Raw genomic sequence first — 14119 nt, 5'->3', positions numbered from 1 at the left:
CAGCCTGCCATAGTGGCGGGTTGATCTCAAAATCAGCCCAAAAGAGCTAAAACCGGATCTAGCCAATCAGTCTCAGACATCGCCATATTTAATATAGTTCTCCTTTAAAAACATATATTTAAGAAATATGAATAACTCGGGTTACTGGTCGGATTAAGCTTGCGCAGGGGGCTAGACAACAAGAGGATCGCGGCATCAACTTTCATTGAGTGATTGAAGCCATGAAGTACTCCTCAATTGTATTTATTGCCCTGAGCCTGGGCAGCGCCAACGTTTTCGCCGGTGGCACTGAAGCCGGTTTAGGTGGCGCGCTAGGTGGCGTATTAGGTGCCGCCGTTGGCCAGCAACTTGGCGGCAGCACAGGCGCGACAATTGGCGCAGGTGTGGGCGGAGCAGCTGGTGGTGCAGCCGGGGCAGATCGCCGCAACCGCACTGAAGCCGCCATTGGCGGCGGCCTTGGTGGTGCAGGCGGCAACGTTGCCGGACGCTATGTCGGCGGCACCAACGGCGGCTTGGTTGGCGCAGCGTTGGGAGGTGGTGCAGGCGGCGCACTGGGTAACTACTACGCCAACGAAAGCCGCTCTGATGACCATAAGAGCTATCACGAGGACCGCCATCACCACGATCGCCACCGCCGCGACTGGAAACACAAGAAACATCACAAAAAGCATTGGGACAGAAGCTGGCATCGCCGCTAGCCCCTTGCCTTAGGCCCAGCCCAGTGACTGTGGCATCCAACGCAATGCCACACAAAATAAAGGGGAACTCTGAAGGCTTTTTGCTATCGAACTAATCAGTAGCGCTGTGTGCAAATTGCATCACAGTCAGGTGCCGCCCAGCTGAGTCTAACCCTAGGTAAATAGCCGGCTGGGGGTGTTTATAAGGAGATTTTTTATGCGCAAATTAATCACTGCTTTGGCCTTTAGCGCCCTGACAGTCCCCATGGCTTTTGCTGATGACGGAAAAGTCGCCATCGGCAGTGGCGTGGGCGGTGCGCTGGGCAATGTTATCGGCCAGCAAGTCGGCGGCAGTACTGGCGCGGCAGTGGGCGCAGGTGTCGGTGGCGCAGCGGGTGGTGCCATGAGCTCACGCGATGGCAATAAGACCGAATCTGCCGTAGGCGGCGGTCTGGGTGCAGCAGGCGGTTCAGTGCTGGGCAATCAGCTTGGCGGCAGCACCGGTTCGGCCATTGGCGCAGGGCTTGGCGGCGCAGCAGGTGGCGCGCTGGGTAACAACCTTGCCGACGATAACGACCATGATAATCATCATGGTAAGAACAAACACAAGAAACACAAAAAGCATCACTGATTAACGACTCGTTTTACACAGAAGCCCGCATTCGTTGCGGGCTTTTTGTTGGTTGCAAAAGCACAAGCTTGCTCGGTTTATTGCCCGACAACTAGCTCAGCCAACGCACTGCGCAACTGATCAGGAATGGCAACCGGCCTGTTCGTTTGCCGGTCAACAAAGACATGCACAAACCGCCCAGCTGCGCAGGCCAACTCCTCGCCCTGCTTAAACACCGCCAGCTCGTATTGCACTGAACTGTTGCCCAGTTTTCCAACTCGCAGCCCAAGCTCGATCTGATCCGGGAATGCAATCGAGGCAAAGTAATCGCAACTTGAGCTGACCACGAAGCCAACCACCTCGCCATTGTGAATATCCAGCCCCCCAACCTCAATAAGATAGCTGTTAACTGCGCTGTCAAAGTAGCTGTAATAGGTGACGTTGTTTACGTGCCCATAGATGTCATTGTCATGCCAGCGCGTGGTGACAGCTTGCAGGTGGCGGTAATCGGTACGCAGGTGTTGGGCTTGGTTCATGCAAAATCCTTGTTTGAAATAGCCATGCAAGGCGGCTTATCAATAGGCTGATTGATAGATCGCCAAGGCGTGTTGTTCAGTCATTTCACAGGGGTTGTTGATCAGCAAGCGCTGTTGCAGCATTGCATCACGCGCCAGCTGCCCAAGCATGTGTTGCTCAACACCTGCGTCACGCAATCGGGTTGGCAAACCGCTGCGTTCACTGAAGTCTGCCAACTCCATAATGAACTGCTCGGTTTGGTCCATCGCCGCGCCCGCGCGCAACTTCTCACCCAGCACCAGGGGTGCCAACTCAGCGTATAACGGTGCCGCGGCGCTGGCATTGAAGCCCAATACATGGGGCAGAACCAAAGCATTGCTCAAGCCATGGGGAATGTGAAAGTGCCCACCCAGTGGATATGCCAGCGCATGGACCGCAGCGACAGGCGAGTTGGCGAACGCCTGCCCAGCCAAACAGGCACCCAGCAGCATTGCCTGGCGCGCTTCGCGATTACTGCCGTTATGCACAACTTCATCGAGGTTAGCCGCCAATAGACGCAGGGCTTCCCGCGCCAGCATGTCCGATAATGGGTTTTTCTTGTGCACGCTGGTGTAGGCCTCAATCGCGTGCACCATGGCGTCAATGCCAGTGGCGGCAGTTACCGCAGGCGGCAGACCCAAGGTCAAATCAGCATCAAGCAGGGCCAAGTCAGGGAGTAAAAGCGGTGAAACAGCGCCCATCTTGGTGGTTTCGCCCGTGGTAACAATCGCCACAGGAGTGACCTCTGAACCGGTACCTGCCGTCGTCGGTACTTGAATCAACGGTAGACGCTGGCCTGTCGCATTACCCACACCGTAGATATCAGCCAGTTTTTGGCTGCTTTGTGGATGCGCAAGCAAGGCGATCAGCTTGGCAACGTCCATCGAACTGCCGCCACCGAAACCAACAACTAACTCGGCTTGCATCTCTCGCGCTTGGAAAAGCGCCGCCTCAACGATTGCCTCTGGCGGGTCGGCGACGACCTGATCAAACACCTCATACGCCACCTGTTCGGCAGCAAAGCCCGGCAATACCGAGCGCAGCAATCCCAACTGGGTAATTCCGGGATCGGTAACAATCAGCACACGTTTGGCACCACGCTCGCGGCATAACGCGGCCAGGCGATTAGAAGAGCCGGACTCGCAGATAATCTGTGCGGTTGTGGCAAAGCTGAATGGGCGCATGAGCTATGTCCTCTTATTATCTTTTCTCGGTGTGCAGCGCCGCTAAACGGCGCTGGTGACCATTAAAACGCAAAGCTGGCCTCTGGCATGGCCATCAGGCAGTCAGCACCGCCCAATAGGGCTTCACGGTGCATGCTGGCACGCGGCAGTACGCGCTGCAGGTAGAAATTCGCACTGTGTAATTTGGCCTGATAGAACGCCGAATCGGCATTGCCAGCATCAAGCTGGTCTTGTGCACGAGCAGCAGCCTGCAACCAAAAGCCTGCTAACAACACATAGGCCGAATACTGTAAGAAGTCCACCGAGCACGCACCAATCTCTTGCGGATCACGCTGACATGCAGCAATGACATCAGCCGTCAGCTTGCCCCATTGATCTAAACGCGCTTGCACAATTGCAGCCATGACCTTTAGTGCGGGGCGCTGAGATTGGGCCGCACACAACTGGCTAAATTCAGCACACAACTCAGTCAACTGTTGGCCGCCATCGCCCAACAATTTACGGCGGATATAATCCAACGCCTGAATACCGTTAGTGCCTTCATAAAGCTGGGTAATGCGACTGTCGCGCATTAGCTGCTCAATGCCCCACTCGCGAATGTAGCCGTGCCCGCCATAGACCTGCACCGCATGGCTGGCGACTTCCTGGCCCATGTCGGTGAAAAACGCTTTGACGATAGGGATCAGCAACGCCACACGCTTAGCTGATGCTTTACGTGCGTCGGCATCGGGATGGCCGTGCTCTAAGTCGAGCAGACGCGCGGTGTAGCCGGCCAGCATCCGTGAGCCTTCGACCAGGGCTTTTTGCGTCAACAACATACGCCGTACATCAGGATGAACGATGATCGGGTCTGCGGCTTTCTCAGGTGCAGCAGGGCCCGTCAACGCGCGTGACTGTAAACGCTCGCGGGCATAACTCAGCGCGCCCTGAAATGCCGCTTCGGCAACGCCTAAGCCCTGCAAGCCAACTTGGAAGCGCGCATCGTTCATCATGGTGAACATGCCCGCCAAACCTTGATTTGCCTCACCGACAAGCCAGCCAGTCGCGCCGTCAAAGTTCATGACGCAGGTCGCCGCGCCTTTGATCCCCATTTTGTGCTCTAGCGCACCACAGCTCAGCGAGTTGCGCGGGCCCAGGCTGCCATCAGCATTAACGGTGAACTTGGGCACCAATAACAAACTGATGCCTTTGACACCAGCAGGCGCATCGGGCAAGCGCGCCAAGACCAGATGGACGATATTCTCGCTGAGATCCTGCTCGCCACCGCTGATAAAAATCTTATTGCCGCTGATTCGGTAGCTACCGTCAGCTTGTGGCTCTGCTTTGGTCCTTAGCAAGGCCAGGTCAGTACCGGCCTGGGGTTCGGTCAGGCACATGGTACCGGTCCATTCACCGCTGACCAGTTTATGCAGGTAAGCCTGCTTTAGTTCTTCACTGCCGTGGGCATTGAGCGCGAGCACAGCGCCTTCGGTGAGCCCTGAATAGACCCGAAACGATAAGCTAGCCCCCATCAGCATCTCGTGGAAGTTACAGGCCAGCAATTGTGGCAATGCCTGTCCGCCAAAGTCAGATGGGCCGGTCATGCTCGCCCAGCCGTTATCAACATATTGCTGATAGGCTTCAGTGAAACCATCAGGCGTAGTCACGTTTCCATTTACAAGACTGGCGCCCTGCTCGTCGCTATTGCGATTGAGCGGGGCAACCACTTCACTGGCATAGCGTGCGGCTTCTTCCAGCACGCCATCAATCAGCTCAGGATCCAGACCGTTACCTAAGATTTGGCAATGGCCGCTGATATCGAATAACTCATGGATGACAAAACGCATATCGCGCAGCGGTGCCTGATAGCTCATAGCGAACCCTCCTGCACATCAGCAAAGCGCTTGTTACTCGCGGCCAGCTGGGTAATCAACTGCGCTGGTTTCCAATGTTCGCCCTGGTTTTCTTGTAAATAGTGCAGCCGCGCCAAAATGTCTGCCGCGCCTTGAGTATCGGCCCAGCTCATTGGGCCACCTTTGTCAGCCGGGAAGCCATAGCCATTGAGATAGACCAGATCGACATCCTGGCTATTGGCGGCAATATTTTCCTGAAGGATTTTCGCACCTTCATTGACCAGCGCCAGCAAGCAACGCTCAAGAATTTCCTCTGGGCCAATATCGCGGCGTTTGAAACCAAGCTGCTCAGAAACGCCAAGCACCAGCGCATCAACCTCGGGGTCATGCTCGGCCTGACGACTGCCCTCGGCGTAACGGTAATAACCCATACCGGATTTCTGACCGAAGCGGCCGAGTTCACATAGGCGATTGTCAATTTGCACCACTGGCTCGTCCTGACCTTTACCCGCCAACTCACGAGCACGCCATTCCAAGTCGATTCCGACCACGTCGTACATACGAAACGGTCCCATGGCGAAGCCAAAACTTTGCAGCGCAGCGTCTATCTGATGGGGATACGCACCTTCGAGCAACATCATCCGCGCTTCCCGCACGTAGGTGCTGAGCATGCGATTGCCAATAAAACCATCGCAATTGCCCGCAACCACACTGACTTTACCAATCCGATTACCCAGCGCTAAGGCCGCATCCAGCACGGCTTTTGAGGTGTTCTCACCACGCACAATTTCCAGCAGTTTCATGATGTGGGCCGGGCTGAAGAAGTGCAGCCCCAGTACGTGATCCGGCCGCTGGGTAACAGCAGCAATGGCGTCTATATCCAGCGCCGACGTGTTGCTCGCCAGAATCGCACCAGGCTTGAGCGTTTCATCTAAAGTGCGAAAGATTTGCTGTTTAAGCTCAAGATTTTCATAAACCGCCTCAATCACCAGATCGACATCGGCCAGGGCGGCGTAATCATTGACGGGAGTGATGCAGGCATAGCGGGCAGCCGACTGCTCAGCGCTGATGCGTTGCAATTCAACATTGCGGGCGTTGGTCTTGGCGACAACGGCCATCGCCTGCTCAAGCATTTGCGCATTACTGTCCAACCAAAGGACCTCAATACCCGCATTCGCCAGACTCATGACAATCCCACGGCCCATGGTCCCGGCACCAATAACGGCGGCCTGCTGAATATCAAAAAAACTGCTCATGGTTATCCCTCTTGTAGTTGAGCGGGCAAAAGATCGCCCATCACCATAAGCAACGCGCTACTATTTTTGAAATTTAGTCTTGTGATACTTCCTATTCAGCCCATGAATATACAAAGCTTCGACCTCAACCTACTGCGCGTGCTTGATGCACTCATGCGTGAACAAAATGTTTCCCGCGCGGCTGACCGCCTGGCGTTGAGCCAACCAGCAGTGAGCAATGCGCTGAATCGCCTGCGAGTATTACTTGATGATCCGCTGTTGGTCCGCACCGGTCGCAGCATGCAGCCAACACCTCGCGCATTGGCACTGGCCGGGCCAATTCGTCTGGCCTTACAGCAAATCGAGCAAAGCTTAACGGCCGGGCAGACCTTTGACCCAGCCCGTAGCAGCCAGCATTTCAGCATTGCCCTGACGGACTACGTCGAGTTGATTTGCATGCCACAGTTAATGCGCAAACTCAGTGAAACAGCGCCAGGGATACGCATTGATATTCATCATCTGAATCCACGCTTGCCGGCAGAAGCACTGGATAATGGCGACCTTGATCTGGTGCTAGGCCGTTTCCATGACATTCCCGCCCGATTTAGCCGCCAGCATTGGGCCAGTGAAACCCTGCAATTCGCAGTGCGTAAAAACCATCCGCTGGTCAACAATGGCGTTGACCTTGCGCTGTTCCTCAAACTGCGCCAACTGTGGGTCCACGGCGGGCAAACACGGGGCATGGTTGATCAGTGGTTGAACGAGCAGGGTTTGCAGCGCGAAGTGGTCTACACCACACCGAACTACCTGCAAGCTGCACATATCGTCGCCAGCAGCGACCTCGGAGCCGTGTTGCCAGACCAGTTGGCCCAGCATTTCGCCACCTTGTTACCCCTGCAATTGTTTGATTTACCTTTCGAGTTGGAACCCTTTCACCTTGAAGTGGTTAGCCTTAGCCAGCGCCAACGTGACCCGGCACTACAGTGGTTGATCGAGCAGCTTCTGTGTGTCGCCGCATAGCCGTGCTGCCCGAGCGCAACTCAATTACAGCGTCTAGGCTTGGTGTACAGCAAAGTACTTTCCCTTGGAGTTGCCCGAATGACGCCGATCAAACACCTGTATCTGTACTTCCAAGACGGCCAGCGTTTGGCGCTGCGTTTTCCCCAGCAAAGTAACGACCCGGTGGAGGTGGCCCGCGGCCTGCGCAAACAGCTTGAGTCGCCGTTTCTATCAATCGAGGTCGATGGTGACTTACTGATGATTCCCCGTGAGAGCATCAAATACCTGCAAATCACCCCGTCTCCTGTGGCCCTGCCAGACGGTGTTATTGCGGGCGCAGAGATGATCGAATAACCATCATTACTCGAACGTTTGCCCCTGATGTTTGAGCCAGCCATCGACATGTCGACGCCCCGGGTCGCGGTGCGTCCAATGCACGACGCCGCCTTTGTTGTTCCATTCGTATTCACCGTAAAACTCGACGCTGTCGCCAGCGCGCAAGCCGTCAATACGTGGAGCCAAGTCAATATTGTGGGCAACCAATATGCTCGGACCATCGGCAATTTGAAGGATAAATTTCTGATGCCGCGAGCCTTTCAAATCATCGCGTAACACCTTAGCGACAACACCCTGACCTGCAACCTGAACATTACTTTGCTGGCGGCTGTAGGCCTGCAACAGTTCGGCATTGGCGCTTGAGCCCGGGTTTTGGGTAACGCCTGGCAGGGAAATCCCCTGCTCTTTGGCAAAGCCATAAGCCAGGACTAAGGCAACAATCAAGTAGGCGAATTTTTTCATCGTTATCTGCTATCCATAAGCGCTGCCATGCACGGCGGAGATCCATTTACATTTAAGCGATTCTAGCTTGCATGCCGGATGCTGCGCTGCAATTAGCGAGCAGATCAGTTATGACAAGGCGCTGACTCTGTTACTGTTATCGGCAAAGCGAGCAGGTTAAATCAGGCACATGACCACAGCACCCTTTATTAACGCGCACCCATTAGACCGCAAGGATGCAGGCTCTGGCTTGCACGTTGGCGGTGATTGGACCTTGACCCACTTCGCCACGCTCGAACCGCAAGTGATGCGCGCCCGTGAAGATGTACCTGCTGATGCGACTATCGACCTCAACGATATAAACCAATTGGATACAGCTGGCGCAGCCTTATTGGTCGACCTGCTCGGCGCAGCGCGGCTTGAGAGCCTAGCAGCCGACTCGCCGCAACTGAGCTCCGAACGGCGGCTACTGCTACAGAGCGTAGGCCATGCGATTACGGAGTCACGCCGAACGCCACCGGCGAAAAGTCCTTCCGCCATTTCTGAGTTTTTTGGCCACATCGGCATGGCGGTCGATGATGTCTTTTGCAAAGCCCGTGAGCTGCTTGGGTTCTTTGGCTTAACTGTCAGCACCATGCTCAGCGTGATGTTCAAACCCAAGCGCTGGCGTATTACTTCGTTGACGTCACACCTTGAACAAACCGGGCTCAATGCCGTACCAATTGTGGCGCTGCTGACCTTTCTGGTCGGCGCAGTTGTGGCATTTCTAGGGGCCACAATTCTCGCTGATTTTGGTGCAAGCATTTACACCATCAACCTAGTGGCGTTCTCGTTCCTGCGTGAATTTGGCGTGCTGCTCACGGCCATCTTGATGGCGGGCCGCACAGCGAGTGCCTTCACGGCACAGATCGGCTCAATGAAGGCCAACGAGGAGATTGACGCAATTCGCACCCTCGGCCTCAGCCCGATTGAGTTGCTCGTGGTGCCGCGGGTCTACGCCATGTTGATTGCCCTGCCCATACTGACGTTTATCGCAATGGTCTGCGGCATTGTCGGCGGCGCCATGGTCTGTGCACTAACCCTGAATATCTCAGTCACCAGCTTTATCAGCATTTTCCATGAAAGCATTGAGCTTAAGCACTTTCTGGTGGGCATGATCAAAGCGCCGATCTTTGCCTTTCTGATTGCAATCATTGGCTGCCTTGAAGGGTTTAAAGTCACCGGCAGCGCCCAATCTGTAGGCGAGCGCACAACCTCCAGCGTGGTTCAGTCAATTTTCGTGGTGATCCTGCTCGATGCCATCTTTGCGTTATTTATGCTGGAGATGGGCTGGTGACTCAGGATGCCGTGATTGAAGTGCGAGGCCTGTGTAACCGCTTTGGGGCGCAGAGCGTGCATGAAAACCTCGACCTCGATTTATACCGTGGTGAAGTGCTTGGTGTGGTCGGCGGTTCTGGTACGGGCAAGTCTGTGTTGCTGCGTTCAATTGTCGGCTTGCGTGAGCCAAATGAAGGCACGATCAATGTCTTTGGGCAAACCTTGCTTGAGCTAAATGAACAACAACGCTCCTTGATCGAACGGCGATTCGGCGTGCTATATCAGCGTGGAGCTTTGTTTTCATCCCTCACGGTCACCGAAAACATTGCGCTACCGCTGATTGAACATGCCAAGCTCAGCCGCGCCTCGGCTGAGCGACTGGCGAGAGTCAAAATTGCCATGGTCGGCTTACCCTGCGTAACCGGTGATAAATACCCGGCTGAGTTATCCGGCGGCATGATCAAACGCGCAGCCCTAGCCCGTGCCTTGGCGCTTGAGCCCGACATTCTGTTCCTCGATGAACCCACCGCCGGGCTCGACCCGATTGGGGCTGCCGACTTCGATCAGCTCATTCTGACCCTACGCGATGCACTCGGTCTCAGCGTATTTCTGGTGACCCACGACCTCGATACGCTCTACACCATCTGCGACCGTATCGCCGTGCTCTCACAAAAACGCGTACTGGTCGCCGACACGCTGGAAAACGTCGCTGCAACAGACGACCCATGGATTCAGCAGTATTTTCACGGCCCGCGTGGACGCGCGGCCAAGCAGGCGGCGGATAACGCGCCACGGAGAGCTTAATGGAACCTCGCGCACATCATGTTTTGATCGGCCTGTTTACCGTCATAGTGGTTAGCGCTGCGCTGGTATTTGCCATCTGGTTGAGCAAGCACTCTGCCGACCAGCAGTACAATGAATACAGCGTGGTTTTCAATGAAACCGTTAGCGGCCTCTCACGCGGCAGCGCTGTGCAATACAGCGGCATCACTGTTGGCGATGTGCAGCGGTTGTTTCTGGATAAAAAAGACCCGCGCAAAGTCATCGCCTGGATTCGTATCGCCAGCAATACGCCGATCAAAACGGACACCCGTGCCCGCTTGTCGATCACCGGTATTACCGGAACAGCCGTGATCCAAATGCACGGCGGCACCCCGCAAAGCCCTCGACTGTTAAGCGAAGAAGGTGAACGCCCGGAAATCATTGCAGACCGCTCCCCCCTGGCCAAACTGCTCGCCAATGGCGATGACTTGGTATTCAACGTCAATCACTTGATCAACCAAGCCAATCACCTGCTCAACGATGAAAATCTGGAGCATGTATCGAAGACCCTGAAAAACCTTGAAGATGTCACCGCAATGGTCGCCGAGCAACGCGATACCCTGAACAAAACCGCAAATCAAATCAGCATCGCCAGCGCTGAAACCGCCACACTGATGCGCAATGCAAATAGCTTGCTCAATGATTCCGGGCGCAAGAGCTTCGACAATATTGAGCGCATCAGCGCATCACTGGAGCGCAGCAGCAACAATATCGAACGTATTCTCAGCGAGAATCGCGACGCGCTTCGCCAAGGCATGCAGGGCGTCAGTAACCTTGGGCCTGCGCTTAATGAGCTGCGCGACACCATGGGCGCGATCCGCTCGTTCTCACGCCGCGTTGAGGACGATCCAGCCTCGCTGTTGCGCAGCGATAGCATTAAGGAGTTTCAACCATGAAGCGGTTTATCAGCGTCAGTGCACTGGCCTTCAGCACGCTTATGCTCAGTGCCTGCTCTATCTTGCCGGAGCCTGAGCAACTGCATGTTTATCGCCTGCCAAGCACTCTGTCCAGCACCAGTTCGGCAGCAACGCGCAGCCCGATGACCTTGCAAATCAACCGCCCAAACAGCAACCAGATTCTCGATAGCTCACGGATTGTCGTGCTGCCAGATGGCAATCAGGTGAGCACCTATCAAGGCGTACGCTGGAGCGATCGTGCACCGAGTATCTTGCGTGATCGCTTGATCGACGGCTTCGTCAACGCTAATCGCTTTGCTGCCGTGAGCAGTGACGACAACCATCTGCACACCGACCTGCAACTGGTCAGCAGCCTTCGCGCATTTCAAAGCGAATACCAGAATGGCGCACCGCAGGTGCAGATCCAACTTGATGCGCAACTGGTCGGCAGCCAGCAACAGATAATTGCCAGCAAACGCTTCAGCATCAGCCAAGCAGCAGCGGACGCCTCTGTCGACAACGTAGTTGCAGCCTTTGGCAACGCAGCGGATGCTCTCTCAGCGCAAGTGCTTGAATGGACCGTCAGCCAAAGCTCGCGCGCAGTTAAGCAGCCCTAAACAGCTTCGACCCATGCCCGCACTTGGGCGTATGGGTATTCCTGCAGCGCCGCGAACCCCGCCATGTTGCGCGCTTTGAGCGTGGTAAACAGAGGCACGCTGATTCCACACAAAAACCGGGTTAAGCATTCACTACTCGGTGCGCCCGCCTTTATGCCTTGGTAGCGCTGAATAAACTCAGCGCCCAAGGTGGCCACCGACTGCTGGCTGAGCGGCGCTAATGCGGGCACTTCAGGCAGGTGTGCAACCCGGCCCTGACAGACAGAACAATGACCGCACTGCAAAGGCGCCTGGGTATCACCAAAGTAATTGGCCAGTCGTTGGCTCAAGCATCTATCGCTTGCAAACAAGTCGAGCATGGCATGAATGCGTTTGATTTCGCTGGCCTCTTGCTGCTTGAAATAGTCATACAACTCAGCACATAACTGGGCGCAATCAAAGCCGCTATCAAGCACGCTATACACGTCTGTCATCTGCTTGCTTTCAAGCTCTATCCAGGCGTTTTCCTGAAAATAATCCAAGGCTTTTATCACCCGGGCGCGCTCGGCTTTGTATTGCTGGTAGAGCTGATCAAAGTCGACCGTACACCAGGTTCTTGCCCGCTTCGATGATGCCACCAACGCCTCAACAAACTCACGCCGCTCGCCCGTGAACTTCGCGAGCAACTGCTCAGGTTCAATCAAGTACTTAAAACGATACTCGGCAAAATAAGCGTATTTCGGCGCAATAATGCTTTTGAGCTCTAACTGCACCAACAGTGTCTTCAACGCCAGCACGCGAATGTTGCTCTGCTCAGAAAGCGCATTAAAGGTCAGCTCCCACTGGCCATCGGCGCGACTGGCGAGCAGCTCACCCAGCACATAACTGATCCCTTCCCGCTCGGGCGTATCGCCGTAGACGAAGTTTTCCAACACATTCAGGCTGTCGCGATTGGCCATCACCCAGCAGTCTGAAGGCTGGCCGTCACGTCCGGCGCGCCCGATTTCCTGACTGTAGTTCTCAACTGATTTGGGTAAGTCATAGTGCACAACGTTACGGATATCACTTTTATCGATGCCCATACCGAAGGCGATAGTGGCGACGATGCAGTTCAACTCACCGCCCATAAACTGGCGCTGGATCGACTCGCGGCGTTCATGGGGCATGCCGGCATGGTAGGCACTGGCAGGGAAGCCCTTGGACGCCAGTAAGTCGGCTACCTGCTCGGCGGTTTTCTGCTGGGTGACATAGACAATGCTAGGCTGCCCTGTCTTTGCAGACAGCCATTGAACCAAGCGCCGCTGCTTGTCTGCCCCGCTAACAGGTTCGACCAGCAGATTCAGGTTGGGCCGGTAAAAACCGGTGGTCACCACATCGGTTTCAGCAATCTCGAACTTGCGCTGCATATCCGCGATAACTGGCGGTGTTGCTGTCGCGGTGAGCAGTAATACCTGGGCAATATTGAACTGCCGACGGTACGCCGGCAGCTTCAAGTAATCGGGTCGGAAGTTGTGCCCCCACTCAGAGATACAGTGCGCCTCATCGACCACCAGCAAGGAAATTGGCACCTGCTGGATAAAGTGACGAAAGCGCTCATTCTTTAAACGCTCGACTGAAATCATTAGAACTTTTAGCTCGCCACTTTTGGCGTCGCGCATGACCTGTGCCGTCTCCTCCCGACTCTGGGCTGAATCGATACTGGCTGCTTTTATCGAGTGACGCTGTAAAAAGGCCAGTTGGTCCTGCATCAAAGCCAGCAGTGGCGAGACAACCAATGTCAGGTGCGGCAGGTGCATGGCCGGCAACTGATAACACATCGACTTGCCAGAGCCCGTCGGAAAGATTGCCGCAACCGACCGACCCGCCATGACCGCATTGATTGCCGCCTCCTGACCGGGGCGGAACTGCTGGTAGCCAAATGTGTGTTGCAAGCTTTGGTAAATCAACACTCTCTCCTAAAGGGCGTGCGGCTAAGCGCGGATAAGGAATGTGACAGCTTGATGGCCGAGTGAGTACCCTCTCGACGACTGGTCAGTTGATTTTACCTGTTTAATTTCGAGCAGATCGCCCGTATTTACTGGCCCCGCCAGCACGTCCAGTTTTAAGGAAATATTAATTCGCTGGCTATGACCAATCCATCTAACGGGAGCGCTGAGCTTGGAGTAGATTAAGTCCATGCGCAGTTACACAGGAGCTTGGTATGAAGGAATCGGTTTTTACGGCAGCTTGTCTGCTTTGAACTAAACCATCAACAAAGCAGGCCGAACACCCTACGCACCACATGCTCTTGCCTAGCAGGAGTTGGTACACGAGGCTCACGACCTTGCCACTGGTTAAGTATCAAAACCCTCAAGTTAGCCGACAACTGGGCCTGAAAACTCCACGTGATGTGGTTATTTCAATGTTCAGCACCAGCAGTCCGTAGCGGCAAACCGGCATATGTCTGATGACAACCAGAAAATCTGGAGCTGGCAGCGCACAGACGAGTTGGATCCACTGTAGAACAGCGAATGACGATATCACTCAGTGATCAGAGCACAGCACATAGGCGACATATATAGCCGTGATGAGCGGCCCCTGTTTCATCCGTATCTCCATTGCAACACCCGCGTAACGTGT

At 55.0% G+C, this 14119-nt stretch carries 14 protein-coding genes; 8 read left to right on the top strand and 6 right to left on the bottom strand.

Annotated features, from left to right (window positions below; all coding sequences use genetic code 11):
- The first annotated feature begins 221 nt into the window (after positions 1-221).
- Together ACIGCM_RS07045 and ACIGCM_RS07040 are read left to right on the top strand one after the other, a co-directional pair.
- Positions 222-698, top strand: coding sequence for a hypothetical protein (locus ACIGCM_RS07045; RefSeq protein WP_397501332.1), 477 nt, complete (start codon positions 222-224; stop codon positions 696-698).
- A 196-nt stretch (positions 699-894) separates the two neighbouring features.
- Positions 895-1308: a glycine zipper domain-containing protein gene (locus ACIGCM_RS07040; protein ID WP_397501331.1), complete on the top strand. Its 414-nt coding sequence runs from the start codon at positions 895-897 to the stop codon at positions 1306-1308.
- A 77-nt stretch (positions 1309-1385) separates the two neighbouring features.
- Here ACIGCM_RS07040 and ACIGCM_RS07035 read toward each other — a convergent pair whose 3' ends face one another.
- The 4 genes from ACIGCM_RS07035 to ACIGCM_RS07020 all read right to left on the bottom strand — a co-directional run bounded on the left by ACIGCM_RS07035 (position 1386) and on the right by ACIGCM_RS07020 (position 6114).
- Positions 1386-1823 (bottom strand): acyl-CoA thioesterase, encoded by a 438-nt coding sequence (locus tag ACIGCM_RS07035; RefSeq protein WP_397501330.1) that lies wholly within the window; start codon positions 1821-1823, stop codon positions 1386-1388.
- Positions 1824-1862: 39 nt separating this feature from the next.
- Complete coding sequence (locus ACIGCM_RS07030) at positions 1863-3026, bottom strand: iron-containing alcohol dehydrogenase (protein ID WP_397501329.1); 1164 nt, start codon at positions 3024-3026, stop codon at positions 1863-1865.
- 62 nt (positions 3027-3088) lie between these two features.
- Entirely contained in the window at positions 3089-4879 is a 1791-nt protein-coding gene (locus tag ACIGCM_RS07025; RefSeq protein ID WP_397501328.1) for an acyl-CoA dehydrogenase C-terminal domain-containing protein, read from the bottom strand.
- Entirely contained in the window at positions 4876-6114 is a 1239-nt protein-coding gene (locus tag ACIGCM_RS07020; RefSeq protein WP_397501327.1) for a 3-hydroxyacyl-CoA dehydrogenase NAD-binding domain-containing protein, read from the bottom strand. Before ACIGCM_RS07020 ends, ACIGCM_RS07025 begins: the two co-directional genes overlap by 4 nt.
- 102 nt (positions 6115-6216) lie before the next feature.
- Between ACIGCM_RS07020 and ACIGCM_RS07015 the strand changes: the two genes are divergently transcribed.
- A complete protein-coding gene (locus ACIGCM_RS07015; RefSeq protein WP_397501326.1) occupies positions 6217-7113 on the top strand; it encodes a LysR family transcriptional regulator in 897 nt (298 codons plus the stop codon).
- A gap of 78 nt (positions 7114-7191) precedes the next feature.
- Positions 7192-7446, top strand: a complete 255-nt coding sequence (locus ACIGCM_RS07010) for a hypothetical protein (protein ID WP_397501325.1) — start codon at positions 7192-7194, stop codon at positions 7444-7446.
- A 6-nt stretch (positions 7447-7452) separates the two neighbouring features.
- On the opposite strand, the gene ACIGCM_RS07005 is transcribed toward ACIGCM_RS07010, so the two are convergent.
- Positions 7453-7890, bottom strand: coding sequence for a DUF3465 domain-containing protein (locus tag ACIGCM_RS07005; RefSeq protein ID WP_397501324.1), 438 nt, complete (start codon positions 7888-7890; stop codon positions 7453-7455).
- A gap of 169 nt (positions 7891-8059) precedes the next feature.
- Between ACIGCM_RS07005 and ACIGCM_RS07000 the strand changes: the two genes are divergently transcribed.
- From ACIGCM_RS07000 to ACIGCM_RS06985, 4 genes are read left to right on the top strand one after another with little or no spacing between them, the layout of a single operon-like run.
- Positions 8060-9205, top strand: a complete 1146-nt coding sequence (locus ACIGCM_RS07000) for an MlaE family lipid ABC transporter permease subunit (RefSeq protein ID WP_397501323.1) — start codon at positions 8060-8062, stop codon at positions 9203-9205.
- Positions 9202-9990, top strand: coding sequence for an ABC transporter ATP-binding protein (locus tag ACIGCM_RS06995; RefSeq protein ID WP_397501322.1), 789 nt, complete (start codon positions 9202-9204; stop codon positions 9988-9990). The genes ACIGCM_RS07000 and ACIGCM_RS06995 overlap by 4 nt, the downstream gene beginning before the upstream one ends.
- Positions 9990-10904, top strand: a complete 915-nt coding sequence (locus ACIGCM_RS06990; protein WP_397501321.1) for an MlaD family protein — start codon at positions 9990-9992, stop codon at positions 10902-10904. Before ACIGCM_RS06995 ends, ACIGCM_RS06990 begins: the two co-directional genes overlap by 1 nt.
- Positions 10901-11521, top strand: coding sequence for an ABC-type transport auxiliary lipoprotein family protein (locus tag ACIGCM_RS06985; protein WP_397501320.1), 621 nt, complete (start codon positions 10901-10903; stop codon positions 11519-11521). The genes ACIGCM_RS06990 and ACIGCM_RS06985 overlap by 4 nt, the downstream gene beginning before the upstream one ends.
- Here the strand turns inward: ACIGCM_RS06985 and ACIGCM_RS06980 are convergent.
- Positions 11518-13446 carry an ATP-dependent DNA helicase RecQ gene (locus ACIGCM_RS06980; protein ID WP_397501319.1) on the bottom strand — a complete coding sequence of 643 codons (1929 nt, stop codon included), beginning with the start codon at positions 13444-13446 and terminating at the stop codon, positions 11518-11520. The two genes, ACIGCM_RS06985 and ACIGCM_RS06980, sit on opposite strands and share 4 nt — an antisense overlap.
- Positions 13447-14119: the final 673 nt, after the last annotated feature.

Origin of the sequence: Pseudomonas sp. NPDC078700, from assembly GCF_044542375.1 — a bacterium.
In the GTDB taxonomy this organism is placed as follows: Bacteria; Pseudomonadota; Gammaproteobacteria; order Pseudomonadales; family Pseudomonadaceae; genus Aquipseudomonas.
This window is presented reverse-complemented; position numbering and strand designations above follow the sequence as displayed.